Here is a 26,402-nt window from a genome sequence, read left to right on the forward strand (position 1 = left end):
TCAATTCACACATGCGAAATACGAGAGCCTAACTATGTCCGTTCATTATCAGCGCCACGGCGATATAGGCGTGATTCAGATCGCCAATCCGCCGGTTAACGCGCTAAGCCACGCGGTACGCAGCGGTATAGTCGACGCACTGGAAGAAGGCATCGCCGATAAGAAAGCTAAAGCGCTGGTAGTGTTAGCCGATGGCCGCACCTTTATCGCCGGAGCCGATATTCGTGAGTTTGGCAAGCCGCCCCAAGCCCCACTGCTGCCTGATGTGATTGTTCAACTGGAAGCCTGCTCCAAACCGCTGATTGCTACCCTGCACGGAACAGCCCTGGGCGGTGGATTGGAGGTGGCTTTGGGCTGTCACTACCGGGTTGCGCTGGCGGGCACCCGCGTGGGGCTTCCGGAGGTAAAGCTTGGCCTACTGCCTGGCGCTGGAGGTACCCAGCGGTTACCACGCTTAGTGGGCGTTGAGCGCGCCTTGGAGATGATTACCAGCGGGCGTTTTGTAGAAGCAGAAGAAGCGCTTGAGGCAGGCATTATCGACGCCCTTAGCAGTGCTGAAACGCCACTTGAAGCGGGTCTGGCAGCAGCCAAAGAGATATTGGCAGGCAACCAGACAGCGCGTATTACGGGCAATCTCCCTGCACCAGCGGCTAATTCTCAAGCAATCGCTGCTACGCGAGCGCGTCTTAATCAAGAATCTCCCGAGCTGTTCTCACCGTTTCGCATTGTGGAAGCCGTTGAGGCCAGCGTGACGGCTGAATCACTTCAAGATGGTCTGCGCAGTGAACGGGAACTGTTTCTGGCCTGTATGGACTCCCCCCAGCGCGCCGGGCTGATTCACCTCTTTTTCGCTGCCCGCAGCCCCCACATGGTGCCTGGTATTGAGAATGCCGATGTTTTTAAGCACGTTGCGCTGATCGGCGAAGATCCACTCTTTGAGCGCCTGCAGAAAGCCGCACAAAAGGCGGGTATTAGCCTGACCAGCGCAGCAGATGACACTACTGAGCTGTGCCTACTGGCGCCAAATACGTCCATAGATTCGAGCATGGAGTGCCCTGTCATCAGACTGGGAAATACCGGCACCAGCAGTGATAACGATACGCCGCTGAGCCTGATCATTGCTGAAAACGGCACCATGGTAGAGCTGGTTAACCACAGCGCCGAAGCGCTTACCCAGCAGCGAGCGGCGCTTACGCTTAAAGCGTTACGGTTAAGCGTGGTGGTTAGCCAACAGCAAAGCCTGCTGACTGTCCTGCACGCTGCCAGCCAGCAAGCGTCAGCCAGCGAAAAGCAATCTGCCCTTGAGCAGGCAAGCCGCAGCATTGCGCAGCAGGGCTTTTGCTACCGCGAGAGCGATATTGATTTATTAGCGGTGGAGGCACTGGGATACCCGCGTCATTTAGGTGGGCCTCACCGCCAATCAACCCTTAAGGAAGCACCACTATGAACCTCACCTTTAGTCCCGAAGAGCAGGCCTTTCGCGCAGAGGTTCGCCGTTTTCTGGCCGAGGCACTGCCCAGCGATATTAGCGAACGGGTGCGCCTGGGGCGCCATCTGCGTGCCGATGATCATCTGCGCTGGCAGAACATTCTTAGCGAACAGGGCTGGCTAGCCTCTAACTGGCCAAAGGAGCATGGCGGCCCAGGCTGGGGGCCCGTACAACGGCATATATTTGATGAGGAGTGCGCCGCCGCCCACGCGCCTACGGTCGTGCCCTTTGGCGTCAATATGGTAGCGCCTGTAATTATGAAATTCGGTAGCGCCGAGCAACAGCAGCGTTTTCTGCCGCGCATTCTGAGCAACCAGGACTGGTGGTGCCAAGGCTACTCCGAACCCGGCGCGGGTTCCGACTTGGCGGGGCTGAATACCCGTGCGGTTCGCGATGGCGACCACTATGTCGTGAATGGTCAGAAGACGTGGACGACCCTAGGCCAGCACGCCAATATGCTGTTCTGTCTGGTGCGCACTGACCCAGACGCTAAAAAGCAGGCGGGCATTAGTTTTCTGCTGATCGATATGCAAACTCCTGGCATCACCGTGCGGCCCATCATCACTTTGGATGGCGCCCACGAGGTCAATGAAGTCTTTCTAGACAATGTGCGGGTGCCGGTTGAAAACCGTGTCGGAGAAGAGGGGCAAGGCTGGACCTGCGCCAAATTTCTGCTCACCCACGAACGCACGGGAATCGCAGGGCTTGGCCACGCCAAGCAGGCATTGCGCCACTTGAAGTCACTGGCCAGCCGGATAGAGCATCGCGGTAAACCACTGCTGGAGCTGCCCAGCTTCCGTCACCGCGTCGTCAAGGCCGAGCTTGAATTGATGGCACTGGAAGTGACCAACCTGCGCGTGATTGCCGCGGCCCGGGATGGCGGCGTGCCCGGCGCAGAAAGCTCGCTGCTGAAAGTACGTGGCTCAGAGCTTCGCCAGGAGCTAAGCGAGCTCACCCGACGTGCCCTTGGCCCCGCCGCACTGCCGTTCTTCCCCGACTTCCTGCATGGCGAAAGCAACCTGGATGACGAGCGTGCCCAAAGTGCGGCTGCCAGCGCCCAGTACTTCAATCGTCGCAAACTGTCGATTTATGGCGGTGCCAACGAAATACAGAAAAGTATCGTCGCCAAAACCATTTTAAACATGTGAGGTCAGCATGGATTTTGCTTTAACCGACGAGCAGCGCATGCTCGAAGAGACGCTCACCCGTTTGGTGGCCGATCAGGTTTCCCCCGAGCAGCGCCATACGATGCTTGCCGCTGCCCCTAACGGTGCTTCTGCACTCTGGCGCACCTTCGCCGAGCTGGGCCTACTGCATATGCCCTTTAGCGAAGACGTTGGTGGGTTGGGTGGCGATGGTACCGACCTGATGATCATTATGCAGGCCCTGGGGCGCGGCTTAGTGCCTGAAGCCTACCTGGCAGGCCTGGTGCTGCCTGGCCAACTGCTGGCGCTAACGGCCAACAGCGATCAGCATACGCAGTGGCTAACCCCGCTGCTTGAAGGCGAGCATCAGTTAGCCTTGGCATGGCAGGAGCACAGCGCCCGTTATGACCCCTTGGCGATCGCCACCCAAGCGACCCAGACCGACGGCCAGTGGCAGTTACAGGGTCGAAAAGATGGTGTGCTCAACCTCGAAGCCGCTGCTGCGGCGCTAGTCACCGCCCGACTAGATAGCGGCAAGCTGGGTCTATTTCTAGTACCCGCTGATACACCGGGCACATCGACCCATCTCTATCGCACTATCGACGATCAGTCAGCCGGTGATCTGACCCTGGACAGCGTCACGCTGCCGCCAGCCAACTGCCTGAGTGAAGATGTCAGCGATGCACTAGCGGAGGTACTGGCCCTTGGCCGTGCGGCGCTCTGTGCCCAAGCCATTGGCGCAATGGAAGAAGCCTGCGACCAAACCCTGGCCTATCTTAAAGAGCGCAAGCAGTTTGGCCTGCCGCTTTCCACTTTCCAGGCGCTTCAGCATCGCATGGTGGATATGCATCTGCACCTGGAGCAATCCCGCTCCATGGCGATTTTGGCCGCCACCAGCCTCACCCTGCCTGCCAATGAACGGGATTATAAAATTGCCGCGGCCAAAGCCTACTGCGGCGAGTCGGCGCGTTTTATTGCCGAACAGGCCATCCAGCTTCATGGGGCTATGGGCATGACCGAAGAGTGCTATGTCGCCAGCTACGCCAAGCACCTGGTGATGTTTGATCACTATTTGGGTGACAGTGACTACCATCTCGAAACAGTCAGCGAACTGTTAAAGGTTGCGTAATAGAAGAGACCCAATAACTAAAAGGCCCCGTTAGGGGCCTTTTTAAGAACTTTATCTAGGTGTTTTTTTGCAGCTTGCTCTCAAGCTCCGGCAGGATCTCAAACAGATCACCCACCAGCCCGTAATCGGCGACCTGGAAGATCGGCGCTTCGTCGTCTTTATTGATCGCGACGATCACCTTGGAGTCTTTCATGCCCGCCAGGTGCTGGATGGCACCGGAGATGCCCACGGCGATATACAGATCCGGCGCGACGATTTTGCCGGTCTGACCGACCTGCATATCGTTGGGCACAAAGCCTGCGTCCACCGCGGCGCGAGAAGCACCAATGGCGGCGCCCAGCTTGTCGGCAATGCCGTCGAGCAGCTTGAAGTTCTCGCCGTTGCCCATGCCGCGACCACCGGAGATCACCACCTTGGCGCCGCCCAACTCAGGACGATCCGACGCTGCCAGCTCTTCTTTAACAAAGCTGGACTGGCTGTTTTCAACCACCACATCGACGGCTTCAACGGGGGCACTGTTACCCTCGCCTACCGCGTCAAAGCCGGTGGAACGGATGGTAATGACTTTTAACGCGTTGTCGCTTTTCACCGTCGCAATGGCATTACCCGCGTAAATCGGGCGCTTGAAAGTATCGGCGCTATCCACGGCGATAACATCCGACAGTTGGCTAACATCTTTTAGCGCCGCTAGCCGCGGCAGCACGTTTTTGCCTGTGGTGGAGGCGCTAGCGAGTACGTGGGTGTAATCACCCGCCAGTTCGACCAGCAGCGCGCCCATGGGCTCGGCCAGTTGGTGGGCGTAAACGGCGTTATCCGCAACGCGCACTTTGTTCACGCCGTCGAGTTTTGCAGCTGCCTCGGCCGCCGCCTGAACGCCTTCACCGGCAACGAGAACATCAATATCGCCGCCGATCTGTTGGGCGGCCGCAATTACGTGGGCCGTCGCACCGGCCAGTTGGCCTTCATGCAGGTCGGCAAGTACCAAAATGCTCATAAAATCAGCTCCTTCAAAAGCGCTTTTCTCAAAGAACTTGTCTCAATGTCCGGAGATAAACAACCGACTTTAGAGAACTTTGGCTTCGTTTTTGAGTTTGTCGATCAGCTCGTCTACCGAGGCGACTTTAACGCCGCCCTTACGCTCCGCTGGGGACTCAACTTTTAGCAGGCTCACCTTGGAGGCCACCTCGACGCCGTAGTCGGCGGGGGTTTTCACATCCAGGGGCTTTTTCTTGGCCTTCATGATATCGGGGAGCTTGGCGTAGCGCGGCTCATTCAAACGCAGGTCAGTGGTGACAATCGCCGGCAGCGTCAGGGCGATGGTCTGCAGACCGCCGTCGATTTCACGAGTCACATTCACTTTGTCCCCGTCGACCACAACCTCTGAAGCAAAGGTGCCCTGGGGCAGGCCAGTGAGGGCCGCCAGCATCTGGCCGGTCTGGTTGTTATCAGTATCGATCGCCTGCTTGCCGAGAACGACCAGGCCGGGCTGCTCTTCTTCGACCACTTTAGCCAATAATTTGGCCACGGCCAGGGATTCGGCGCGCTCGTCGGTTTCGATATGAATGGCGCGATCTGCGCCCAGCGCCAGCGCCGTACGCAGCTGCTCTTGGGCGGCCTTGGGGCCAACGGTGACCGCGACCACTTCCGTAGCGATGCCCTTCTCTTTCAGGCGCACCGCTTCTTCCACGGCAATTTCGCAGAACGGGTTCATGGCCATTTTGACGTTAGTGAGATCGACGTCCGAGTGATCCGCTTTAACGCGAATTTTGACGTTGTAGTCGATGACGCGTTTAACCGCGACGAGAATTTTCATAAGGCGTGCTCCAGGCGATTAATAAATACTTCATGCGATTAACAAACATTCAGTTTCGCATAGCAGAATATTATTTTACTTTATAGCAAGAACAATAAAAAAACGCCGAACAAAGGTCAAGCGCTTCTTTATTGCGGCACCCCTAAAAAGGTGACCAGACAAACCACGCCGCTAACAGTGGAATCGAGGTTACCAGAAATCGGCCGTTCCAACGGTAGCCAATCCGCGTGGCGGGCACACCAGTAAACCGCGATAGGATCAGCATCGATGCCGTCATCGGTGATGACATTAGCGCCAGCGCCCAGCCTACCATCAGCGAGGCGCCAATCAGCGCAGGCGTCAGTCCATTAATACCCAATTGCGGCAACAGCCCCACTAACAACGTCACTGTTACAATCGGGTTAACGCCTACCTGGGCAAGCCCCACGACCATTAGCATAGCCAGCACGGCGTTAAAGACACCCCACTGGTTTAACACGGTTAATAGCGGCGCCAACTGCTGGGTATCCACTAACCCAACGCATAAGTGGCCCAAATAGCCCGCCGCCCCAAGCACCACAATTTCATTGGCGCTGGGGGAAAGTAGCCAGGGTAACTGGCGATGTACCGCGCTAGCGGCGGCTGGCAGCCCGCCATAACCAAGCCTGCGCCGCTGCCAGGCAAGCCAAATCAACGCCGCCGTGGGCGCGCCTAACAGTGCGGCGATGGGTAAACGCAGTTCTAACAGCCAGGCAAGACTAAACACCAGTGCCACAATGCCCATCAGTAGCACACTAAACTGACCCAACGGGCGTAACGAAGGAGTAGCTAGCTGAGCTTTACTGGCCGGAGGATGCGGGCCGGTCACAAAATCCACCGCCCAACCGGCTAGAAAAATCAGCGCTGCCGCACCCAAAATATACGGCGCAAGCTCAAGCCAGGTGACTTGGGGAAGGCTCGACAGTACAACGGCAACACCGATACCCATGGGCGAAATAAGCGGTGCCAGGGAGAACCCACGCAGCAGCGCCAGCATCATGCGCCGCTGGCGAGCCTCTTTAACCCAGGCCCGCCCTTGGGCAGCATCCAGGGTATTGCTCTTCTCGATCATTCCAGCAAACAGGTTTAGCACGCCAATGTTGAGAATGATGCCAAACAACGCTGAGCCTGATGACAAAATAGGATAACGTCGGCTGGGCGGTTGAAGCAGCATGCTCTGCCCACAGCGGCGCACTAAACGGGAACGGTAAGCAGGCAAGCGCAACATGCTCAGCGCCACTACAAAGGTGGCAAAAAAGGCGAAACGACCGCTGGCATCAAACAGCAGTTGAGCAGGATTCGGCGAACGCCAAAGCGCGAGCAGCGTCAACAGGCCCGCCGCCAGCAGTAACCCTTTGGCCATACGGGTAAACTGACCCGCCAGCGTTGCTAAATAGAGCAGCAGTGCGACAATGCCAACCGCCTGCCAAAACAGGTTGCCGACCACCAAATGGAACAGCGTTGCCAGGGTGACTAGCAATAAAAGTGAAACCCGCAGGCGAGCTGGGTTCACTCAGAAGAATCCTCGGGGTTGTTCTCCGCAAAGCCTTCAGGCGACTCGCTGCCACTGCGACGTCGAAAGGAACCTTCCCCCATCGCCACAAGATTACCCTGCTCATCAACGATTTCGCCGCTGCTCATATACGTCTTTTGACCACCACCGCGCACGCTGCCCGTTGCCCTTAGCACGCCCTGCCGGGCGGGCCCCACAAAGGTGGTGGTCAGAGACAGCGTCATCCCACGGCGGATATTGCCCGGCACATCACAGTGCAGGCCTGCCAAGCTTAGGGCGCTATCCAACATCGAGGCCAATACGCCGCCGTGCACATTGCCACTGCGGTTCAGGTGCTTGGGCTCGATGGTGAGTTCAACCACGGCACGGTCTTGCTGCCATTCAACCACCTGCATTCCCAGCAGTTCGTGATAGCCCATGAGGGCTTGTTGAGACGTATCTGGCGTATGTATTTGCGAAGAGTTCATGAGGCGCTCTCCTGCTGTGCCAAGTCACGCAGCCGCCCCTTGAGAATTTTGCCACTGGCGGTGGAAGGCAGCGTATCCATTAGAACAATTTGCGTGGGCCGTTTGTAAGGGGCCAGTCGCTCGGCAATAAACGCTTTGAGCTCCGCAATATCAACCTCAATGCCTGGCTCGCACTGCACAAAGGCCACGACTTCTTCGTTTCCGGCAATTTGACGCCCTACCACCGCAGTCAGTGTCACTGCCGGGTGCTCGTTGATCACCGCTTCCACGTCAGGTGGGTAGATATTGAATCCCGAGCGGATTATCAGCTCTTTGCTTCGCCCAACGATATACAGTTGATCATCGTGATCGAGCTTGGCAATGTCGCCGGTATTAAGCCAGCCGTCCTCGGTTAGCGTGGCGCGGGTGGCTTCCGGCTGGCGAAAGTAGCCTTTCATAATATTGGGGCCGCGCACCCATAGCTCACCTACTTCATCACCGGGCTGGTCGGAAGTGCCGCTATCACTCAGCGGCTCCAGACGATACTCCAACAGGGGGAGCACTCGGCCAACGGTACTGTTGGCGTGGCGATCATCAATGCGCGTTTGGCTGATGGTGGGACTCGCCTCGGTTAATCCGTAGCCATTGTGTAGCGTAAGGCCGAAGGCCGCTTCCACCCGCACCTTGGTGTCGCTGTCTAACGGCGAACCACCCGCAGACATGTATATCAGCTCAGGCGCTTCCAAGGTGCGCTGCTCGCGTTTTAAAAACTCTAACGCCCGGGCATACATCGCAGGCACGCCCTGGAGCACGGTAATACGCTCCTGCTTTAGCGTATCCAGCATATGCCCGGCATCAAAACGCGGCACGGTATATAGGCAGGCACCGTTATACAGCGATCCCATACATACAGAAGAGAGGCCAAACACATGAGACATGGGCAGTACGCCATATACTCGCTGACCTTCGCTCAGGTGGCGCATGCCCCCGGAGATCGAGGCGATATAGAGAATGCCACGATGGGTCAGCATGACGCCTTTAGGCGTGCCTGTGGTGCCCGAGGTATAAATCATTGCGGCCACCTGCTCGGCACCGCTGGCGCAAACCGGCTCGGGCTCAGTTTCGTACAGCGGTGAAATCGCCAGCCCACCCAACTGGGGGTGCTGATAGCGGTCAGCGGCGTGGCGCTCGGCGTGCTGGCACGCTTCTGGTGACGCATCGCAGGTATAGAACACCCGCCGGGGCAGGCAGTTGCCCTGGATCAGATCGACTTCCTGAGCCGAAAGGCGTGAATTCACAATCGCCACCCAGACATCCATCTCGCTGGCGGCGAGCAGCAGCACGACCAGGGCGCGGCAATTTTCGCTTACCGTCATAATCCGGTCACCGGGGCGAATATCCAACGTAATTAACCAGTCACAGGCAGCGTGTATTTCTTCACCTAATTCCGCATAGCTCCAACGCACACTGCCATCTACAATGGCAGGTTGGTCGCCAAGGCGCTTAGCGTTTTCAATCACGCGGGTGCTAAGCCGCTCGGGGAGCTCAGCCACGAGTTCGCTGGCGAGACGCCCAAAAATATTCTCGTCCGGCGCTTGGTAAGGTACCGACAAAGCCATTAGGACGCCTCCCGCACCATATTCCGGGCAATCACGATTTGCTGAATTTGGGTAGTGCCTTCGTAAATGCGGAATAGCCGTACATCACGGTAGAAGCGCTCCACCGCATACTCAGACATATAGCCCGCGCCACCGTGAACCTGCACTGCGCGGTCAGCCACGCGCCCCACCATCTCAGCGCAGAACAGCTTGCAGCAGGAAGCCAGCGTCGAGACATTTTCACCGTCGTCTTTGCGCCTTGCGGCATCCATCACCATGGTTTTGCCTGCATAGGCCTCGGTTTTGCTATCGGCCAACATGGCTTGAATCAACTGGTGCTCGGCAAGGGCAGCACCAAACTGCTTACGCTCCATGGTGTAGCGCAATGACTCTTCGACCAAGCGCTCAGCCACGCCGACGCAGACAGCAGAGATATGCAGCCGCCCGCGGTCTAAAACCTTCATAGCGGTTTTAAAGCCTTGGCCCTCTTTGCCGCCAATGATGTTTTCGGCGGGCACCCGGCAGTTATCGAAAATAATATCGCAGGTGTGAGCGCCCTTCTGGCCCATCTTTTTATCCGCAGCACCGCGCACTAAACCAGGGGTATCGCCTTCAACAATAAACGCAGAAATGCCGCCCGCGCCTTTATTATTGGGATCAGTACGCGCCATCACGGTAAACAGGTCAGCTTCTGGGCCATTGGTGATATAGCGCTTGGTGCCATTCAAAATATAGTGATCGCCGTCGCGCACCGCGGTCGTGCGCAGGCTGGCCGCATCAGAGCCTGAATCCGGCTCGGTTAAGCAGAACGAGCTAAGAATCTCTCCCGTGGCCAGCCGCGGAACATACTTGGCCTTCTGCTCGTCGGTGCCATCAATCAAAATGCCCTGGGCACCAATACCGTTGTTGGTACCAAACACCGAGCGAAAGGCGGGCGACGTTTTGCCAATTTCCATCGCCACTAACGCCTCTTCTTCCATGGTTAGCCCCAGGCCGCCGTACTCTTCAGGAATCGATAACCCAAATAGCCCCATCTCTTTCATTTCAGCGAGGATTTCCGGTGGCACCGCGTCCTCCTCTGCCAGACGCGCTTCATTAGGAATTAGGCGCTCGCGGACAAAGCGGGCAATAGTATCGATAAGCTGATTGATCAGTTCGGGATCGCGGATCATGACGGCTCCTGGTGGCAACGTAGTTTTTATCGTTAGCGTTTTATCATTAGAAATAGCGCTAGCCTGGACAACGTACGCATTTTGCATAGCAAAACTATTGTCCACTATTCTTGTCAGGCACTTTTGCATAGCCTAGGATGGCAGTCAATAATTGAAACACCATTCTGCAATGCAGAATCAAGATCTATAAAGCACTCACTTGCAGAGAGGATTTGGCGTATGGCTAGCGAATCAACACCTTCCCCCTTCACTACGCTTGGCATTGTCGGCACTGGCGCCATGGGTCGTGGCATTGCTCAGTTGGCTGCCCAGGCAGGCCTAAAGGTCATGCTGTTCGATGTAAAGGAGGGTGCTGTAACAGAAGCCAAAACGTTTATTAACGGCCTGTGGCAACGCAGCTCTGAAAAGCAGCGAATTACTGCGGAACAGGCGCAGCAGTATAGTGATCGGTTGATCGAGGCGAGCGAGCTAGCCGCCCTCGCCCCTTGCGATATCGTAGTCGAAGCGATTATCGAGAAGCTTGAGGCTAAGCAAGGGCTGTTTAGCGATTTAGAAGCGATCGTCAGCCAGCAGACGGTGTTAGCGACCAATACCTCATCGCTTTCGGTGACCGCCATTGCCGCTACTTGCCAACACCCTGAGCGAGTGATTGGTTTCCACTTTTTTAACCCCGTGCCGTTGATGAAGATTGCCGAGGTAATTCCTGGGCTGCTTACTGCCAATGAGGTTACCCAGCGGGTCAGTGCCTTAGGCCAAGCCATGGGCCACTTTACCGCTCAGGCCACCGATACGCCGGGATTTCTGGTCAATCACGCTGGGCGCGCCTTCGGCACCGAAGCGCTGCGAATTTTAGGTGAAAGCGTTACCGACCCAGCCACTATTGATCGCATTATGGTTGATCAGGGCGGGTTCAAAATGGGGCCCTTCACCCTGTTGGATCTGACCGGGCTCGATGTCTCCCACGCCGTGATGGAGTCGGTTTATCACCAGTATTATGAAGAGGCGCGTTTTCGCCCATCCCCACTGACCCGGCAACGTTTGGCTGCAGGCTTGCTGGGGCGTAAAACTGGCGAAGGCTTTTACCGTTATGTGGAAGGCAAGCAACAAATGCCGGATGAGCCGACTATCGCTGCGGTGTCTGCTTGCCCGGTGTGGATCAGCCAAGACGACCCTGAATCCGCCGCAGCGCTCGTTGAATTGGTCAACACGGCGGGCTGGCCATTAGAGAGCGGTACACAGCCCACTGGGCAAGCGCTCTGCCTGCTAACGCCTTTTGGCGAAGACGCTACCAGCTGCGCACTGCGCCAGGGGTTAGACGCCAAACAGTGCGTGGCTGTAGATATGCTCGCTGGGCTAGATAAACGCCGCAGCCTGATGGCCACTCCGATAACTCAGCGCACCTTCATTCAGGCAGCGCAAAGCCTACTCAATCACGATGGCACCCCGGTGAGCGCGCTTCAGGACAGCAACGGTTTTGTGCTTCAGCGCGTTATTGCCTGCATCGTCAGTGTCGGTGCTGATATCGCCCAACAAGGTGTTGCCACTCCCGCGACTATCGACCGTGCGGTTGAGCTTGGCTTGGGCTACCCGTTTGGGCCTTTGCGCATGGGCGACCACTACGGTGCCGCGCGCATCATGACGATACTCAATAACCTGCTAGAGGCCACCGGTGACCCGCGCTATCGCCCCAGCCCGTGGCTACGCCGCCGCGCCGCACTGCAAATGTCGCTAACGACTGATTAAAAACAACAGGAAAACAATCATGCAAGACGCCTATATTTACGACGGTTTACGCACCCCTTTTGGCCGCCACGGCGGCAGCTTGGCGGCTATCCGCCCTGATGAACTGTTGGGCTTAACGCTTAAAGCACTGGTAGCCCGCAACCCCTTCGCCCCAGAATGCTATGAAGAGGTGCTGGCAGGCTGCACCAACCAGGCAGGCGAAGACTCCCGTAACGTGGCCCGCCACGGCGCGCTGCTAGCAGGCCTTCCCATTGAAGTCGCCGGGCAAACCATCAACCGGCTTTGTGGCAGCGGCTTAGCGGCGATGATGGACGCCGCACGGGCAGCACGGCTAGGCGAAGGCGATCTATTTCTAGCCGGTGGCGTAGAGTCTATGTCCCGTGCGCCCTATGTACTTGGCAAGGCCAACTCCCCATTCGCTCGCAACCAGCCGATGTACGATACGGTGATTGGCTCACGCTTTCCCAACCCCTGGATTACCAAAGAGTACGGCAGCCACAGCATGCCGGAAACCGCCGACAACATTGCCCACGACCTCAAAATTAGCCGTGATGCCAGCGATGCGTTTGCCGCCCGTTCCCAGGCGCGCTACGCCCAATCACTGGCAGCCGGCTTCTACGACGGTGAAATATTTGGCGTTGAGGTGCCCCAAGGGCGCAAACAGCCGCTCCTATTGGTGGATAAAGACGAGCACCCACGCCCGCAAAGCACGGAGGATAAGCTTGCTAACCTAGGCGCACTGTTTGAGGGTGGCGTAGTGACCGCAGGCAACGCCTCGGGCCTTAACGACGGTGCCGCTGCCTTGATTGTAGGCGCCAAGGCTGCCGGTGAGCGTGTGGGACTAACGCCGCGTGCTCGAATCGTGGCGAGTGCCGTAGCCGGGGTTGCGCCACGGGTGATGGGCTTGGGGCCCGTTCCCGCTTCGCAAAAGGCGCTTGCCCGCGCAGGGCTGGCCCTTGAGCAAATGGACGTGATCGAAATTAACGAGGCGTTTGCCGTTCAGGTACTCGGCTGTGTGCAGCAGTTGGGGCTTTCCGTCGACGATCCGCGCTTGAATGCCAACGGCGGTGCAATCGCCATCGGCCATCCACTAGGGGCTTCAGGGGCACGATTGGCGTTGACTGCCCTGCGCCAGCTTGAAGCCACCGGTGGACGCTACGCGCTGGTCACCATGTGTATTGGTGTCGGTCAGGGCATTGCCACGATTATCGAGCGTCTGGATGGATGAGATAGTTTTATAATCAACACCTTTTCGTTGTTGGGTATGAAAGCTGCGCCTAAGTAGATATGCGATACTAGGCGCCATAAGCCACCTACTGTTGGGATACTAAATGCACCCCACCGACACTGATGCTGACGACCCGCAGTTGCCAGGAAAAGATCGTAACTTTGTGACCGCGCTAGCGCGCGGTTTAGAGTTGCTGCGCGCCTTTGGCACGGGTGAAGAGTATTTAGGCAATGCCGAACTCTCCAATCGTACCAACATCCCCCGCCCGACGGTCTCACGGTTGACCTACACCCTTACCCAGCTTGGCTATTTGCAGCACAACACCCATTTAGAGAAGTATCGCCTCGGCCCCGGCGTTTTGGCGTTGGGGTATCGCTTTCTTGCCAATATGGGCATTCGTGAAATTGCCCGCCCGCACTTGCAGAAATTCGCCGACGCCACTGACTGCAACGTTAGCTTAGGCGGCGCTGACCGCAGCGATATGGTTTATCTGGAGACCTGCCACGGCCACGGCCCGCTCATTATTCGCCTGGATACCGGCTCACGGCTCCCCATTGCCACTTCCGCGATCGGCCGTGCCTGGCTATGCGGCTTACCCAACGAACGGCGTCAGCAGGTGCTTCAGGAATTGGCCAGCGAGTACGGTGACGACTGGCCACAGTATGAAGCGGGGATTCAACAGAGCCTTAAAGACTATGCTCAGTATGGTTTTTGTCTTTCAGAACAGGAGTGGCAGCGCGATATTAGTGCGGTAGCCATGCCGCTGATTTTGGAAGATGGCGCTGAGGTGATGGCGATAAATTGCGGCGGCTCCAGTCTGCGCCTTGATCACGACCGTTTGGTCAATAACCTCGGCCCCCGGCTTAAAGAAGTCGCTAACCAGATAAAGCAGGAGTTGGCCCCCAGATATCGTTCTGCCAGGTAACCTCGACCGAGGAAGACTTTAACTAACGCCCGTTTGAATGCATCATGGCCCTCTAGACAAGCGCATTAATACTACTCATCAATACTATTAGCGCCAAGGAGAGGGGATGCCAAGCGAGTGGATTGCGCGTCATGATCAAACGATAGCGCTACAGGGCGAGTGGACGCTTGCCAATTATCGCGATATCAAATCGGCGCTTTCTCATCACACAGCCAAAACCCAAGCGCGAAAAGAGGCTGGGGGGGATGAATCAGTCTCCTTAGAAGCGATCACGCGCCTCGATACGGCCGGTGCCATACTGGTGATTGAACTGATTGGCATCGAGAAAGCGCAAAAGGTCTCCGACTGGGCGAGTGAACTGCCCAAAGAGCAGCAGGCACTGCTTGTGCGTATTGCCGAGTCTATGGATGCGCCGCTTGACGTCGAACCTCCCTCTTATTCGCGCATCAGCCAAGCGCTTGCCACTGTAGGCGTACACGTGGTGGGGCTTTGGTCTCAGCAGCGCCAGCTGCTGGCCTTTATTGGCCTGGTGATGGCTACTCTATTCCAGCTGATATTACGACCACGGCGTTGGCGCGTTACCGCCACCGTGGCCCATGTTCAACAGAGTGGGCTTAATGCGGTACCTATCGTCGCCCTGCTGACGTTTATGGTGGGCGCCGTCGTGGCGTTCCTGGGCGCTACCGTGTTGCAGGATTTCGGCGCCACGGTGTATACCATCGACCTGGTGGCGTTCTCATTCTTGCGGGAGTTCGGCGTTTTGCTGGCCGCCATACTGTTGGCGGGGCGAACCGCTAGCGCCTTTACCGCTCAAATTGGTGCCATGAAATCCAACGAAGAGATTGATGCCCTGCAGGCCCAAGGGCTGGATCCTATTGAGCTTTTGGTGCTGCCCCGGGTAATGGCGATGTTAATTAGCCTACCCATGCTGGCGTTTGTGGGAATGCTCAGTGGCTTGGCGGGTGGCGCCATGGTCGCCGCCCTATCGTTGGATATTTCCCTTACCCAGTTTATCAACACACTGCAAAAAGACGTGTCGGTGACGCACTTTTTGGTAGGGCTTAGCAAAGCACCGGTGTTTGCGTTTGTGATCGCCGTCATTGGTTGCCTGGAGGGCTTTAAGGTCAGCGGCAGCGCCCAATCCGTAGGGGCGCATACCACCTCCAGCGTGGTGCAGTCGATTTTTATGGTGATTCTGATTGATGCCCTTGCCGCGCTTTTCTTTATGGAGATGGGCTGGTGACAACGTCAGATAAACCTTCAGCGCAAGACAATCAGCCGGTGATCAGGGTAAAGGGGCTGGTTAACCAGTTTGGTTCCACTGTCGTTCACGACAATTTGGATCTCACCCTGAAACGGGGAGAGATTCTTGGTGTGGTGGGTGGTTCAGGCACCGGCAAATCCGTGCTTTTGCGCAGTATTGTCGGCTTAAAACGCCCTAATGGTGGCACGATAGAGGTACTGGGCACCACGCTGAACGAACTTAGCGAACAGCAGCGTAGCCAAATAGAGCGCCGCTTTGGCGTGCTATTCCAGCGCGGCGCGCTATTTAGCTCGTTGAACCTGCAAGAGAATATTGCCCTGCCGCTGATTGAGCACGCCAAGCTACCGCGTGAAGACGCCGAGCATCTTGCCAGGGTCAAGCTTTCGCTGGTCGGTCTTCCGCCACAGGCCGCGCTGCAGTTTCCCGAATCACTATCGGGCGGCATGATTAAGCGCGCTGCCCTGGCCCGCGCATTAGCCCTTGATCCAGACATTCTGTTTCTCGATGAGCCTACCGCGGGGCTTGACCCGATTGGCGCGGCAGCCTTCGATCAGTTGCTGGTGACGCTACGCGATGCGCTGGGGTTCAGCGTTTTTCTGGTCACCCATGACCTGGATACGCTCTACGCCGCCTGCGACCGGGTCGCCGTGCTCTCGCAGAAGCATGTACTGGTCGTCGATACCATCGACAAGGTATCTGAGACCGACGATGAATGGATTCAGGACTACTTTCACGGGCCCCGTGGCAGAGCAGCACAAGAAGCTCATACCACCTCTTCAACTAACGCTAACGTCCAGGAGTGACTGCACATGGAAACACGGGCGCATCACGTTTTAATCGGCCTTTTTACGCTGGCCACTGCCACTGGCGCGTTACTGTTTGCACTATGGATGAGCTATGCAGCCGGTGAGCGGAGCTATCAACCTTACCGTATCCTCTTTGAGCGCAGCGTTAGCGGTTTATCGGTCGGCAGCCGTGTGCAATATAACGGCATTGAGGTGGGGGACGTTACCGAGCTGGTTCTGAACCCCGATGATCCACGCCAAGTGATTGCCAATATCCGCGTATACGAAGACGCACCGATTAAAACAGATACGCGTGCCAAACTCGCCTTTGCCAGTATTACCGGCAGTATGTCGGTTCAGCTTCATGGCGGCACACCCGAAAGCCCACGGTTGGTTGATCAAACCGACGATGAAGCGCCATTTATTCAGGCCGATCCCTCCCCCATCGCCACGCTGTTCGATGAGGGTGAAGAGATGATCGAGAACATCAATTCGATCCTGCAAAATGTTAACGAACTGTTTGACGATAATAACCGTGAACAGGCAGGCAACATCTTGACCAACATTGCCCAGATTACTGAGATGATTGCCACTCAGCAGGAAGCCCTTGATGAAAATATGGCGCTGTTTGGCGATGCTGCGCGCCAGGCGAGCTCCACCCTCACCAGCATTGATGAACTCAGCCTTGAAGCCACTCAACTGCTACGCGAGGATGGCCGAACCGTCATGCGGAGCGCTGCCGATGCGAGCCGCGATGTGGCACGCGCCGCCCAGCGTATTGAACAGCTGGTCGAGACCAATGCCGGCGCCATTGAAGGCAGCCTGCAGGGTGCGCAGGACATTGCGCCAGCGCTCTCTTCGCTACGTTCCACGCTGAGCACGCTGGATCGAATAACCCGCCAGTTGGAAGAGAGCCCGACGGACTTTTTCCTGGGCCGTGATCAGGTAGAGGAGTTCCGCCCATGAGTTTACGTATCCCCGCCATACTACTAATCAGTGCTACGCTGCTATTCAGTACTGGCTGTTCGATACTGCCTGAAAGCGAGCCTGCAACGCTTTATCGTTTGCCTACGTGCGACTTGCCGTCTGCGGCCGCCTCATCCAATAGCGCTAACCAACGCCTGGGCATTGCCGAACCGGAAGCGGGGCATCTGCTCAGTAGCAATAGAATGGTGGTCTACCCCGAGCGTAATGTTGTCAATGTGTACGCGGGCGCCCGCTGGCATGAAGATGCCCCCGATCTCATCAAGGCACGCTTGATTACAGGGTTACAGCAGAGCCAGCTTTTTGCCGGTGTAGGTAGTGACCGCTTGCCGCATGATCTGCTGCTACTCAGTGAGCTGCGCCACTTTGAGAGCGACTATGTGACTAACCCGCCGACGGTTAAGGTGCAGCTCGATGTTCAACTGGTCAGCCCTGAAAACCGAACGCCACTTGCGGCCAACAATTTCAGCGCCAGCGCGCAAGCGAGTAGCGTCGATATTGCCGTTGTGGTGGATGCATTTGGCAGCGCTAGTGACGAGCTGACCGAGCAACTAGCAGCCTGGTTAGCGCAGCAGATTGATGTGATAGAGCGCTAAAACCACTCTATTGGTTAGTTAATTTTTTCGCATACTCCCGCGGGTCGCGGGGGTAATAGCGCTCTGGCTGTTTTTCCAGGTGGGTAAAGTAACGGGTGTCCTTGTAGGGCATTTTCATAAAGCCGGACACCCCCAAGCCTTCAATTTGGCTTACCGAGGCAAGAATACTGGCCAGCAGCGTGCAAAATTCATGCTCTTTAGCCGGATCAAGCAAACGGTAGTAGCTATGAATTTTAAGGTGCTGGGGTAACGCTTCAAAAATGATCATTCCCGTATGATGAATATCATTGAGCTGCTGCAGCACGCGCATTATCGATTCAGGCAGTATGAGTAGCTCTTCGGGATCGGGCCCATCTTCAAAATAGCTGTGTTGACGGGTGCGATCCTCAAGCTCCGGCACCGCACTCAGCTCATAGTTGATCGCCATATTCGGCTCGCTGACAAAGGCGTCATCCGCTGAAGCGCGCTCTAAGTGCAGCGTTTGGCGGGCATTAAACAGGCAACTTTTAAATACCCCTTGGCGATGAATCGCCCGGGCCAGGTGCACCATATTATTAACCGCCTCGATAAAGGCAGGCTTGAGCGCCGGGTCGTGCAAGTTTAACGACGAGTCAATATATACCCCTTCCCGCTCCCAGCGAACCGCCAGGCCGCCCACCACCGGATATTTCCCCAGTCGGCTTACCGACGCCAAAAAGGCTTTTTCGGTTTCCCCCATCCCCTGCATAAACTGCTTGTAGTAGCGGTCTAACTGCACGTCATTGACGTCATTCAGGGTTTCCTGGACATTCGCCTCACGCAGAAAGGCTTTGCGTGAGCTATATACGACCGTATCAATCTCCTGCTCAGCAGGTCGCCCCCAGACCGGCACTAAGGGCACTTGTACCCCAGAAGGCAAATCAATCACCACCACCCTTGCCATTCGCGGCATGTTATTTAAAAAGTAGTCGCCCGCTTTGCGCCGCACCTGAGGGTCTGGGTCGAGCATGCCATCCAGGGTGCGAGCGAACTCCATGGGCAAGCCCAACGAGCTGGCGGGAATGGCACGGTGGCCAAATCGGCACGACTGTGCCGATGCCAGCGCATACAGAGTCCCCGCTACTCCCTGCTCATCAAACCGGGGCGAAGAGAGCGCCCCGTTCAACTGCTCTTCACCGATGAAATAAACGTCACCCAGGCGTGCATTGGTCTGCTGTAGGTTATCGGACATCAGCTCCATTACGTTGGCGCCAACAAACTGCAGCTGGGCGTCTAGCTGAGCAAAGACCGACGAGCCCCAGTCGATTAGTGCAATGGATTCATGCTCGGCGTCAAACACCAAGTTAGAAGGTTTGATATCGCCATGCACCACTGGACGCGACTGGTGGCCAGACTCACGGCGTAGCGCAATCAGGATATCGGCAAGCTGCGCCGCGATGCGCACAATCAGGCGTGGAGAGAGACGCCCCTGCTTGAGCGATACCTGCTCTAAATTCCAGCCGGGCGCACGCTCCATTACCAGGATCGACTGCCCCCGAGAGCGCTGGTAGGCAATCAGACCTGGGATACGTGGGTGGGACACCTGTTCTAGCATAAACGCCTCCTCTTCGAGGCGCTCCTGTAGATGGGTGGGTAGGGTAATGCGTGAGAACTTAAACACGTAGTGGGCGGTTGAGCCCTTGTGGGCAGTGCTACCGGCAAACACAAAACCGTAGGCGCCCTTGCCAATTAACTCGATGCCTTGATAGCCCAACTGGGTGAGCTGCGCCTGACACAGCGCCACCCAGTCTTTAAGCTTGCGGGCATCGTGATGACTCAGCAGATAGACCGACTGCTCTTCGGGTATATAGAACTGCTGAAGCGGTGCCTGATACATTGGTATATACCAATACTGTTTTAAACCAACACTGTTTTAAACCAACACTTATTCACGCCAAGTGCAGCAGCATGGTTTCCGGGGCTTCCAGAAAGCCCTTCCAGGCATTACAGAAGCGCGCGATGGTACCACCGTCGATAAATCGGTGATCCCCCGCCCAGGTGATGGTCATAATTGCTCGGCGCTGCACGGCACCCTGCTCATCAAAGCGAGGCAGCCACTGAGTTTTACCAATCGCCACAATGGCGGCTTCCGGGGCGTTAATAATCGGTGCTGCGTAGGTACCACCAAGCGCACCGATATTGGAAATACTAATCGTGCCCCCCTTTAAATCGGCTTGGTCGACCCGCCCCTCCCGCGCAGCCGTGGTTAACCGGCCGACTTCCCGCGCAATTTCCAGCAGAGTGAGGCGCTCAACGTTTTTCACATTGGGTACCATCAGGCCGGCTTTGCTATCCACCGCCATACCGATATTGCACTGGGGATAATAATGCAGCTCATCCCCTGCGGCATTTAACTGGGCATTAACGATGGGTTCTACGGCAACCGCCAGCGCCATGGCTTTCATAAACAACGGCATCAGCGTTAGCCGCTCGCTCTGAGCCTCTGCCAACGGCTTCAAGCGCTCCCGCAGCGCCAGCAGTGCTGTAACGTCGATCTCTTCGCCGTAGTGAAAATGGGGAATGGTGCTGGCCGCCTCGACCATGCGCTTGGCCATGACCGCCCGTACGCCACGCAGTGGCTCCACTCTGGGTGCCTGGGTGTCGGCTTGGTCTTTAGTTTGGTTTTTAACAACGGTTTGTCTAGGTGAGGCTACAGCTTGGGATGCTTGGTCAAGATGCGCCAGCACGTCCTCTTTTAGCACCCGACCATCTTTGCCGCTGCCAGCAATCTCCGTGAGCTGTAAGGAGTGTTCACGCACCAGGCGCCTAACGGCGGGGCTGGCGGGAACCTTGTCATATATTGGGCCAGCATCCGTAGTGCCTTTAGCGGTGGGCAGCTCTGCCTCCCTCTCATTCGGTTTTTCACTGGCGGCCGGTTGTCCAGCTTCTGGCTCGGCCTCACTCTGATGGCTGCTACTTTGTTGACTGGCTTGGTCGCCGGTCTGGCTACCCCCCTCCACTTGATAGGCAAAGAGCGGCGCATGCACCTTAGCAATTTGCCCCTGGGCCACATAGAGTTTGGTCACGACACCGGCTTCGGGGGCGGTAATCTCCACCAGCGCCTTATCGGTCATGACTTCAACAATAGGCTGGTCTTCTTCAATTTGATCGCCTTCAGCGACGCGCCACTCGACCACTTCGCACTCGACGATGCCTTCGCCAATATCCGGCAGTAAAAAATCGCTCATTGTTTTTCTCCCCATACGCACTTAGGCATTAATAGCCTCTAAAAGTTGACGCTTTCGCGAATCGCTTCAAAAATCTTCAGGTGGTCAGGCAGATACTCTTTTTCCAACACCAGCGGAAAAGGCGTATCCAGCCCCGTCACCCGTGCAATGGGCGATTCCAGGTAGAGAAAACAACGCTCTTGAATAGTGGCAGCAATTTCTCCGGCAAAGCCGCCGGTTAAGGGTGCTTCATGGCTCACCACCAGGCGGCCGGTTTTCAGCACCGATTCAGCGACCGTATCCGCATCCCAGGGCAGCAGTGAGCGCAGATCGATCACTTCACAGGCAATGCCCTGCTCTTCGGCTAGCTCAACCGCTTTGCCGATCACCTCCATCTGGGCCCCCCAGCCTACTACGGTAATATCGGTTCCCTCCTTGGTGATGTCGGCTTCGCCAATGGGTAGCTGGTAATCCTCTTCGGGCACCTCGCCTACTGCAGCGCGGTAGAGGCGTTTAGGCTCCAGGAATAGCACCGGATCCGGGTCGCGAATCGCGGCAAGCAACAGTCCCTTGGCTTGATAAGGGTTGCGTGGTACCACCACTTTGAGACCAGGGGTATGGGTAAAATAGGCTTCGGGTGATTGAGAGTGATAGAGGCCACCGGCGATACCGCCGCCGTAAGGCGTGCGGATGGTCAATCCGCCCACATTAAACAGATCGCCTGAGCGGTAACGAAACTTGGCAGTTTCGTTAACAATTTGGTCAAAGGCGGGGAATATATAGTCGGCGAATTGAATTTCCGCGACAGGCACCGAGCCCTGAGCCGCTAAACCATTGGCAAAGCCGATAATGCCCTGCTCGACCAGCGGCGTATTAAAACAGCGCGCTTTGCCATACTTCTCCTGAAGATGACTAGTGGCCCGAAATACGCCGCCAAAAATACCCACGTCTTCACCGAAGCAGATAACTTTTTCATCCTCTGCCATGGCGATATCCAGCGCGTTATTGATCGCCTGGAGCATGTTCATAGTAGCCATATTACGCCTCTCCCTGGGTATCAGTCTCGGTGCCTACATCTAGATCCAGCGACTTTGCCCCGCGGGGATAGGCGTCCGGGTAGCGACGTATATGGCGCTTTAATTGATCAAACTGCCGCTGCAAGGCTGGGGTGACATCGGCATACACATCGCTGATCAGGCTCTCTAGCGGCGGCGGGGAGCGCTTCTCGGCGCGCTTCATCGTTTCCAGCACTTCACGGCGCAGGGTTTCCTGCTGGGAAGCCTCCTCTTCCTCGCTCCACCACTGCTTCTTCAACAGCCATTTTTGCAACCGCAGCAAGGGATCCTTGGCACGCCATATCTCCTCCTCATCTTTGGAGCGATAGCCAGAGGGGTCATCAGAGGATGAGTGCGCGGCAAGGCGATAGCTCATGGCCTCAATCAATACTGGCTGATTCTGCTCAACGGCGATTTTGCGAGCCCGGCGGGTTGCTTCAAAAACCGCCAGCACATCGTTTCCATCGACTCGAATCACATGCATATGGTAGCCAAAGGCGCGTGGGGCAATACCATCCGCCGCGAACTGCTCGACGGCAGGCGTGGAAATGGCATAGCCATTGTTACGGCAGAAGAAAATCACCGGTACCTGATGCACCGAGGCCATATTCAGCGCGGCGTGAAAATCACCTTCGGATGCTGCGCCTTCACCAAAAAAGGTGAGCGTGCAGTGGCCGTTACCGGCAAGCTTTTGCCCATAGGCATAGCCCGTCGCCTGGGGAATTTGAGTGGCTAAGGGAGAAGAGATGGTCATGTAGTGCAGCTTACGCGACCCATAGTGAATCGGCATTTGACGGCCTTTGCCGTAGTCCAGCTCGTTGCCGAACAGCTGATTCATAAATTCGTCGATAGAGAAACCGCGATACATCAAAGCGCCCTGCTCGCGGTACTGCGCCATGATCATATCGGCGTCATTAAGCGCGGCGGTGGCGCCCACTACGGCGGCCTCTTCGCCGGTACACTGCATGTAAAAACTCAACCGCCCCTGGCGCTGGGCGGCCATCATGCGTTCATCGAGAATCCGCGTGGCCAGCATTGCCTGATAGATACGCCGGGCGTGATCACGCTCAAGCACAGGCTCAACGGCACCGCTATGCAGCTCACCTTCCGGGTTAAGCAGACTGAAGGTAGGAATCGAAAACTCATCGCCGGTCATGAAGTCCGGCTGGTATACATACTGTGTCATCATTATTGTCCTTGTTTTGCCCCTTTTGAGGGCAGTGTTGTTGGTATTGACCGTTTATGCCAGTGGATTTATCTGTCATAAGCCAACGCAACATCTAGCTACCACAACGCATAGGACAATAACGCAGCACAAGGACTTTAGGGATGCTACTTAAGACGCAGAGACGTTAAAACACGGAGATTAGGAATCAGAGATACGCGAACGTAGTTGACGCTGCAGCAGTTCAAACAGGCTGTCAACCGTCAGGGCCAACAGCGCAATGGTCAGCGCCCCTTGAAGCACATAAGCCATATTGCCGTTGACGATACCGGAGATAATCGGGTCGCCCAGGTTACTGGCACCGACAGTTGCCCCGAGCGCTGCGGTGGCAATATTAATCGTCACCGAGGTACGAATGCCTGCCAAAATGACTGGTGCTGCCAGCGGCAGTTCCACTTGACGTAGGATTTGAGTCGGCGTCATGCCCATTGCGTGGGCTGCCATTTTAATTTCGCCTTCGACTCCCTGCAGACCGGCAAGGGTATTGCGCACGATGGGCAGTAGCCCGTAGAGCATTAAGGCGACAATAATCGGTAAGGTGCCGAACCCCAGTACGGGCACCGCCAACGCTAGAACTGCTACCGGCGGAAACGTTTGACCCAGCGATGCCAACTGGGCCACCAGGGGTAGAAAATCACCACCCCACCTGCGGGTAACGGCGATGCCAGCGGCTACCCCCACGATAATGGTCACCACCGCGGCGATACCCACCACGAAGAGATGCCGGCCCAGCAGGACGTAGAGCTCGGCGCGATCATAGATAACTTGTCGTGCATCAGGCTCTATCCAGCGGAAAAGTGATTCGGCAATGGGCATGGCCACAACGCTAACCAGTAGCAGCACTCCCCACAGCAGTGGCCATAGCCATGGCGGGGCTTTTTTATGGGGCGGGGCGACGCTTAGCGAATTACTCACGCGGGTTCCCATTATCCAGTTGAGCTTCCTTGATAATCCTACGCAACGATAGCTCGCCGACCGGCACATCGTGCTGGTCGACAACGGTCAACCGATCGCTATGATCGCGTAGCATCATGGAGAGCGCCTGACGCAGCGAGAAAGTCCCGGGGATACGCGACTGCGCGGGCAAGGTAGGCCCCATGGAGGTCATATGATCTTTTACCCGGGTTAGCGACGCCTGTTTAAGCCCCCTTTCCAACCCACCCAATAACGACTCAACAAAAGGGTCGACGGGGTTTTGTAATAGCCCCAAGGGTGAACCTTGTTGCACTATTCGACCTTCACGCATCACCACTAAGTGATCCGCCAGCTTTAGGGCTTCATCCATGTCATGGGTCACAAACAGCACGGTTTTGTGCAGCCGCGACTGCAGCTTGGCCAGCTCATCCTGCAGCTTTTCACGGGTGATAGGATCAAGCGCGCCAAAGGGTTCATCCATCAACAGAATATCCGGGTCTGCCGCCAAGGCACGCGCGACCCCCACCCGCTGCGCCTGCCCACCGGAAAGCTGATGGGGATATTTATGCGCAAACTCATCAACCGGCAAACTGAGTAAGTGCATTAACTCAGCCACCCGTGACTGGACATCGGCTGCTGACCACTTCAATAACCTCGGCACCAGGCCGATATTGCGCGCCACGGTCCAGTGGGGAAATAGTCCAGTGTGCTGAATCACGTAGCCAATTCGGCGACGTAGCTTCACCGGGTCGTACACATCTATCGCCTGCCCATCGAGGATAATGTCGCCTTCGCTGTGCTCAATTAAGCGATTAATCATGCGCAACGTGGTCGATTTACCACAGCCCGATGTACCCACTAAGGCGCAGAATTTACCCTTTGGCACCCGGAAAGAAATGTCGTCCACTGCGGTTTCATCCCCAAACCGCTTGGATACGTGGGACAACTCAATCATCTTGTTCCTCCGGGGCGCAGTGCTTCTGCTAAGGCACCTAAGCCCGCATCCACCACTAGAGCCAGCATTAAAATCGGCAGTGCGCCAAGTAACACCATATCCATGGCGGCCTGACCTAGGCCTTGAAAAATAAAAGTACCCAGCCCGCCCGCACCAATCAGAGCGGCAACGGCGGTGAGCCCAATGGCCTGTACGGTGGTAATCCGCACGCCTTCCAAGAGCACCGGAAGCGCCAGCGGTAGTCGCACTTGCCAAAACCGCTGCCCGGTGCGCATGCCCATACCCTTGGCGGCCTCTAAAGTATCGGCGCTCACTTCTTCAAGCGCGATATAGGTATTGCGCACAATGGGGAGCAGACTGTAAGCAATCAGTGCGATTAAAGCCGGCGTTGTGCCAATACCACTTACACCAAGCTGACTTAATACTGGTACATTCGCGGCAAGCCAGGCTAGCGGTGCTAGCAGTAGACCGAATAGCGCCAAACTGGGAATGGTTTGAAGAAAGTTGAGCACTGCGAAGGCGCTCTTCTGCAAGCGGGCATAACGGCGCATCAGCATAGCGAGCGCTAACCCAAGAACAACACTGACGCTGACGGCGATACCGACCAGCTTGATGTGCTGCACCACGGCGCTTAGAAACTGTTGATCACGCGCTCTGAACTCTTGAACGAGCGCAAGCCTCTCCAGCCCAAAAGCCACACATAGCCACCACACCAGCGCGACACCCAACAACAACAGCGTGAGCCATATCCGCGTAAGGTTTAAACGCAGACGTAGCTCGACCAAACATAACAGCAGCACAAAAAGCACGATCCAATATGCCGCACCTATACCTAAACGCGCTTGCGACATCTCCGGGTCAATGAGCAAATAACTGCTCGCCATCAAACCCACCGGCATTAGCGCCATCACCACCACCACCGCTGCCAGCAGCGCCCTGTAATGGCGATGGCTTGGCTGAGACGCAAGAATACCGATAAAGGAGAGTAGTAGCGTTACTAAAAGCGCGCCGGGCCAACCAAACGCATCAAGCGCACCGTAACCTGTCCCTGCCACAATGCGATTGGGTGCCATGCTAACCACGTCAAGTAACCAGAACGCGGCCAGCATCGTAAGGCTAAGCGTCACAAGCACAATGTTCGGGTGCCGCCCGTCCCAACGAAGCCGCGGGCTAGGCAGTGCATCCATTAATGACATTAATTAGTTATCCAGAGCATCAG

General features: G+C 56.4%; 23 protein-coding genes. 10 read left to right on the plus strand and 13 right to left on the minus strand.

All coding sequences use genetic code 11. From position 1 onward, the window contains the following. The first annotated feature begins 34 nt into the window (after positions 1-34). Genes QT231_RS01445 through QT231_RS01455 form a run of 3 tightly spaced genes read left to right on the plus strand, consistent with a single transcriptional unit; the run spans position 35 to position 3,763 of the window. Positions 35-1,447: an enoyl-CoA hydratase/isomerase family protein gene (locus QT231_RS01445; protein ID WP_308335169.1), complete on the plus strand. Its 1,413-nt coding sequence runs from the start codon at positions 35-37 to the stop codon at positions 1,445-1,447. After that, positions 1,444-2,637, plus strand: a complete 1,194-nt coding sequence (locus tag QT231_RS01450) for an acyl-CoA dehydrogenase family protein (RefSeq protein WP_308335170.1) — start codon at positions 1,444-1,446, stop codon at positions 2,635-2,637. The genes QT231_RS01445 and QT231_RS01450 overlap by 4 nt, the downstream gene beginning before the upstream one ends. Before the next feature lie 7 nt (positions 2,638-2,644). Further along, positions 2,645-3,763, plus strand: coding sequence for an acyl-CoA dehydrogenase (locus tag QT231_RS01455; protein ID WP_308335171.1), 1,119 nt, complete (start codon positions 2,645-2,647; stop codon positions 3,761-3,763). A gap of 55 nt (positions 3,764-3,818) precedes the next feature. Here the strand turns inward: QT231_RS01455 and QT231_RS01460 are convergent, their stop codons facing one another. The 6 genes from QT231_RS01460 to QT231_RS01485 all read right to left on the minus strand — a co-directional run bounded on the left by QT231_RS01460 (position 3,819) and on the right by QT231_RS01485 (position 10,323). Next, entirely contained in the window at positions 3,819-4,757 is a 939-nt protein-coding gene (locus tag QT231_RS01460) for an FAD-binding protein (RefSeq protein ID WP_308335172.1), read from the minus strand. A 69-nt stretch (positions 4,758-4,826) separates the two neighbouring features. Then, complete coding sequence (locus QT231_RS01465) at positions 4,827-5,576, minus strand: electron transfer flavoprotein subunit beta/FixA family protein (RefSeq protein WP_308335173.1); 750 nt, start codon at positions 5,574-5,576, stop codon at positions 4,827-4,829. Between the two features lie 142 nt (positions 5,577-5,718). Beyond that, positions 5,719-7,107: a hypothetical protein gene (locus QT231_RS01470; RefSeq protein ID WP_308335174.1), complete on the minus strand. Its 1,389-nt coding sequence runs from the start codon at positions 7,105-7,107 to the stop codon at positions 5,719-5,721. Then, complete coding sequence (locus tag QT231_RS01475) at positions 7,104-7,574, minus strand: PaaI family thioesterase (protein WP_064233713.1); 471 nt, start codon at positions 7,572-7,574, stop codon at positions 7,104-7,106. Before QT231_RS01475 ends, QT231_RS01470 begins: the two co-directional genes overlap by 4 nt. Continuing rightward, positions 7,571-9,172: a class I adenylate-forming enzyme family protein gene (locus QT231_RS01480; protein ID WP_308335175.1), complete on the minus strand. Its 1,602-nt coding sequence runs from the start codon at positions 9,170-9,172 to the stop codon at positions 7,571-7,573. The genes QT231_RS01475 and QT231_RS01480 overlap by 4 nt, the downstream gene beginning before the upstream one ends. Continuing rightward, entirely contained in the window at positions 9,172-10,323 is a 1,152-nt protein-coding gene (locus QT231_RS01485; protein WP_308335176.1) for an acyl-CoA dehydrogenase family protein, read from the minus strand. The genes QT231_RS01480 and QT231_RS01485 overlap by 1 nt, the downstream gene beginning before the upstream one ends. A 219-nt stretch (positions 10,324-10,542) precedes the next feature. Between QT231_RS01485 and QT231_RS01490 the strand changes: the two genes are divergently transcribed. The 7 genes from QT231_RS01490 (at position 10,543) to QT231_RS01520 (ending at position 17,848) form a co-directional block, all read left to right on the plus strand. Then, entirely contained in the window at positions 10,543-12,066 is a 1,524-nt protein-coding gene (locus QT231_RS01490; RefSeq protein ID WP_308335177.1) for a 3-hydroxyacyl-CoA dehydrogenase, read from the plus strand. Between the two features lie 19 nt (positions 12,067-12,085). Further along, complete coding sequence (locus tag QT231_RS01495; protein WP_308335178.1) at positions 12,086-13,294, plus strand: 3-oxoadipyl-CoA thiolase; 1,209 nt, start codon at positions 12,086-12,088, stop codon at positions 13,292-13,294. Between the two features lie 103 nt (positions 13,295-13,397). Continuing rightward, complete coding sequence (locus QT231_RS01500) at positions 13,398-14,219, plus strand: IclR family transcriptional regulator (protein WP_308335179.1); 822 nt, start codon at positions 13,398-13,400, stop codon at positions 14,217-14,219. A gap of 106 nt (positions 14,220-14,325) precedes the next feature. Next, positions 14,326-15,462, plus strand: a complete 1,137-nt coding sequence (locus tag QT231_RS01505) for an ABC transporter permease (RefSeq protein WP_308335180.1) — start codon at positions 14,326-14,328, stop codon at positions 15,460-15,462. Continuing rightward, positions 15,459-16,286 (plus strand): ABC transporter ATP-binding protein, encoded by an 828-nt coding sequence (locus QT231_RS01510; RefSeq protein WP_374694368.1) that lies wholly within the window; start codon positions 15,459-15,461, stop codon positions 16,284-16,286. The genes QT231_RS01505 and QT231_RS01510 overlap by 4 nt, the downstream gene beginning before the upstream one ends. 6 nt (positions 16,287-16,292) lie before the next feature. Further along, entirely contained in the window at positions 16,293-17,234 is a 942-nt protein-coding gene (locus QT231_RS01515) for an MlaD family protein (protein WP_308335181.1), read from the plus strand. Next, positions 17,231-17,848 (plus strand): ABC-type transport auxiliary lipoprotein family protein, encoded by a 618-nt coding sequence (locus tag QT231_RS01520; protein WP_308335182.1) that lies wholly within the window; start codon positions 17,231-17,233, stop codon positions 17,846-17,848. Before QT231_RS01515 ends, QT231_RS01520 begins: the two co-directional genes overlap by 4 nt. A gap of 7 nt (positions 17,849-17,855) precedes the next feature. Here the strand turns inward: QT231_RS01520 and QT231_RS01525 are convergent, their stop codons facing one another. From QT231_RS01525 to QT231_RS01555, 7 genes are all read right to left on the minus strand, one after another. Further along, positions 17,856-19,703: a phosphotransferase gene (locus QT231_RS01525; RefSeq protein WP_308335183.1), complete on the minus strand. Its 1,848-nt coding sequence runs from the start codon at positions 19,701-19,703 to the stop codon at positions 17,856-17,858. 52 nt (positions 19,704-19,755) lie between these two features. Continuing rightward, a complete protein-coding gene (locus tag QT231_RS01530) occupies positions 19,756-21,054 on the minus strand; it encodes a 2-oxo acid dehydrogenase subunit E2 (protein WP_308335184.1) in 1,299 nt (432 codons plus the stop codon). Between the two features lie 38 nt (positions 21,055-21,092). Continuing rightward, positions 21,093-22,070 (minus strand): alpha-ketoacid dehydrogenase subunit beta, encoded by a 978-nt coding sequence (locus QT231_RS01535; RefSeq protein ID WP_211596472.1) that lies wholly within the window; start codon positions 22,068-22,070, stop codon positions 21,093-21,095. A 1-nt stretch (position 22,071) separates the two neighbouring features. Beyond that, positions 22,072-23,274, minus strand: coding sequence for a thiamine pyrophosphate-dependent dehydrogenase E1 component subunit alpha (locus QT231_RS01540; RefSeq protein WP_308335185.1), 1,203 nt, complete (start codon positions 23,272-23,274; stop codon positions 22,072-22,074). Positions 23,275-23,454: 180 nt separating this feature from the next. Further along, positions 23,455-24,240: an ABC transporter permease gene (locus tag QT231_RS01545; RefSeq protein ID WP_308335186.1), complete on the minus strand. Its 786-nt coding sequence runs from the start codon at positions 24,238-24,240 to the stop codon at positions 23,455-23,457. Beyond that, positions 24,221-25,183: an ABC transporter ATP-binding protein gene (locus QT231_RS01550; protein ID WP_308335187.1), complete on the minus strand. Its 963-nt coding sequence runs from the start codon at positions 25,181-25,183 to the stop codon at positions 24,221-24,223. Before QT231_RS01550 ends, QT231_RS01545 begins: the two co-directional genes overlap by 20 nt. Continuing rightward, the gene (locus QT231_RS01555) at positions 25,180-26,379 is read right to left on the minus strand and encodes an ABC transporter permease (protein WP_308335188.1); all 1,200 of its coding nucleotides are present in this window, start codon (positions 26,377-26,379) and stop codon (positions 25,180-25,182) included. The genes QT231_RS01550 and QT231_RS01555 overlap by 4 nt, the downstream gene beginning before the upstream one ends. Between the last annotated feature and the right edge of the window lie 23 nt (positions 26,380-26,402).

The sequence above is a fragment of the Halomonas sp. SpR1 genome (assembly GCF_031010175.1).
Lineage (GTDB): Bacteria > Pseudomonadota > Gammaproteobacteria > Pseudomonadales > Halomonadaceae > Vreelandella.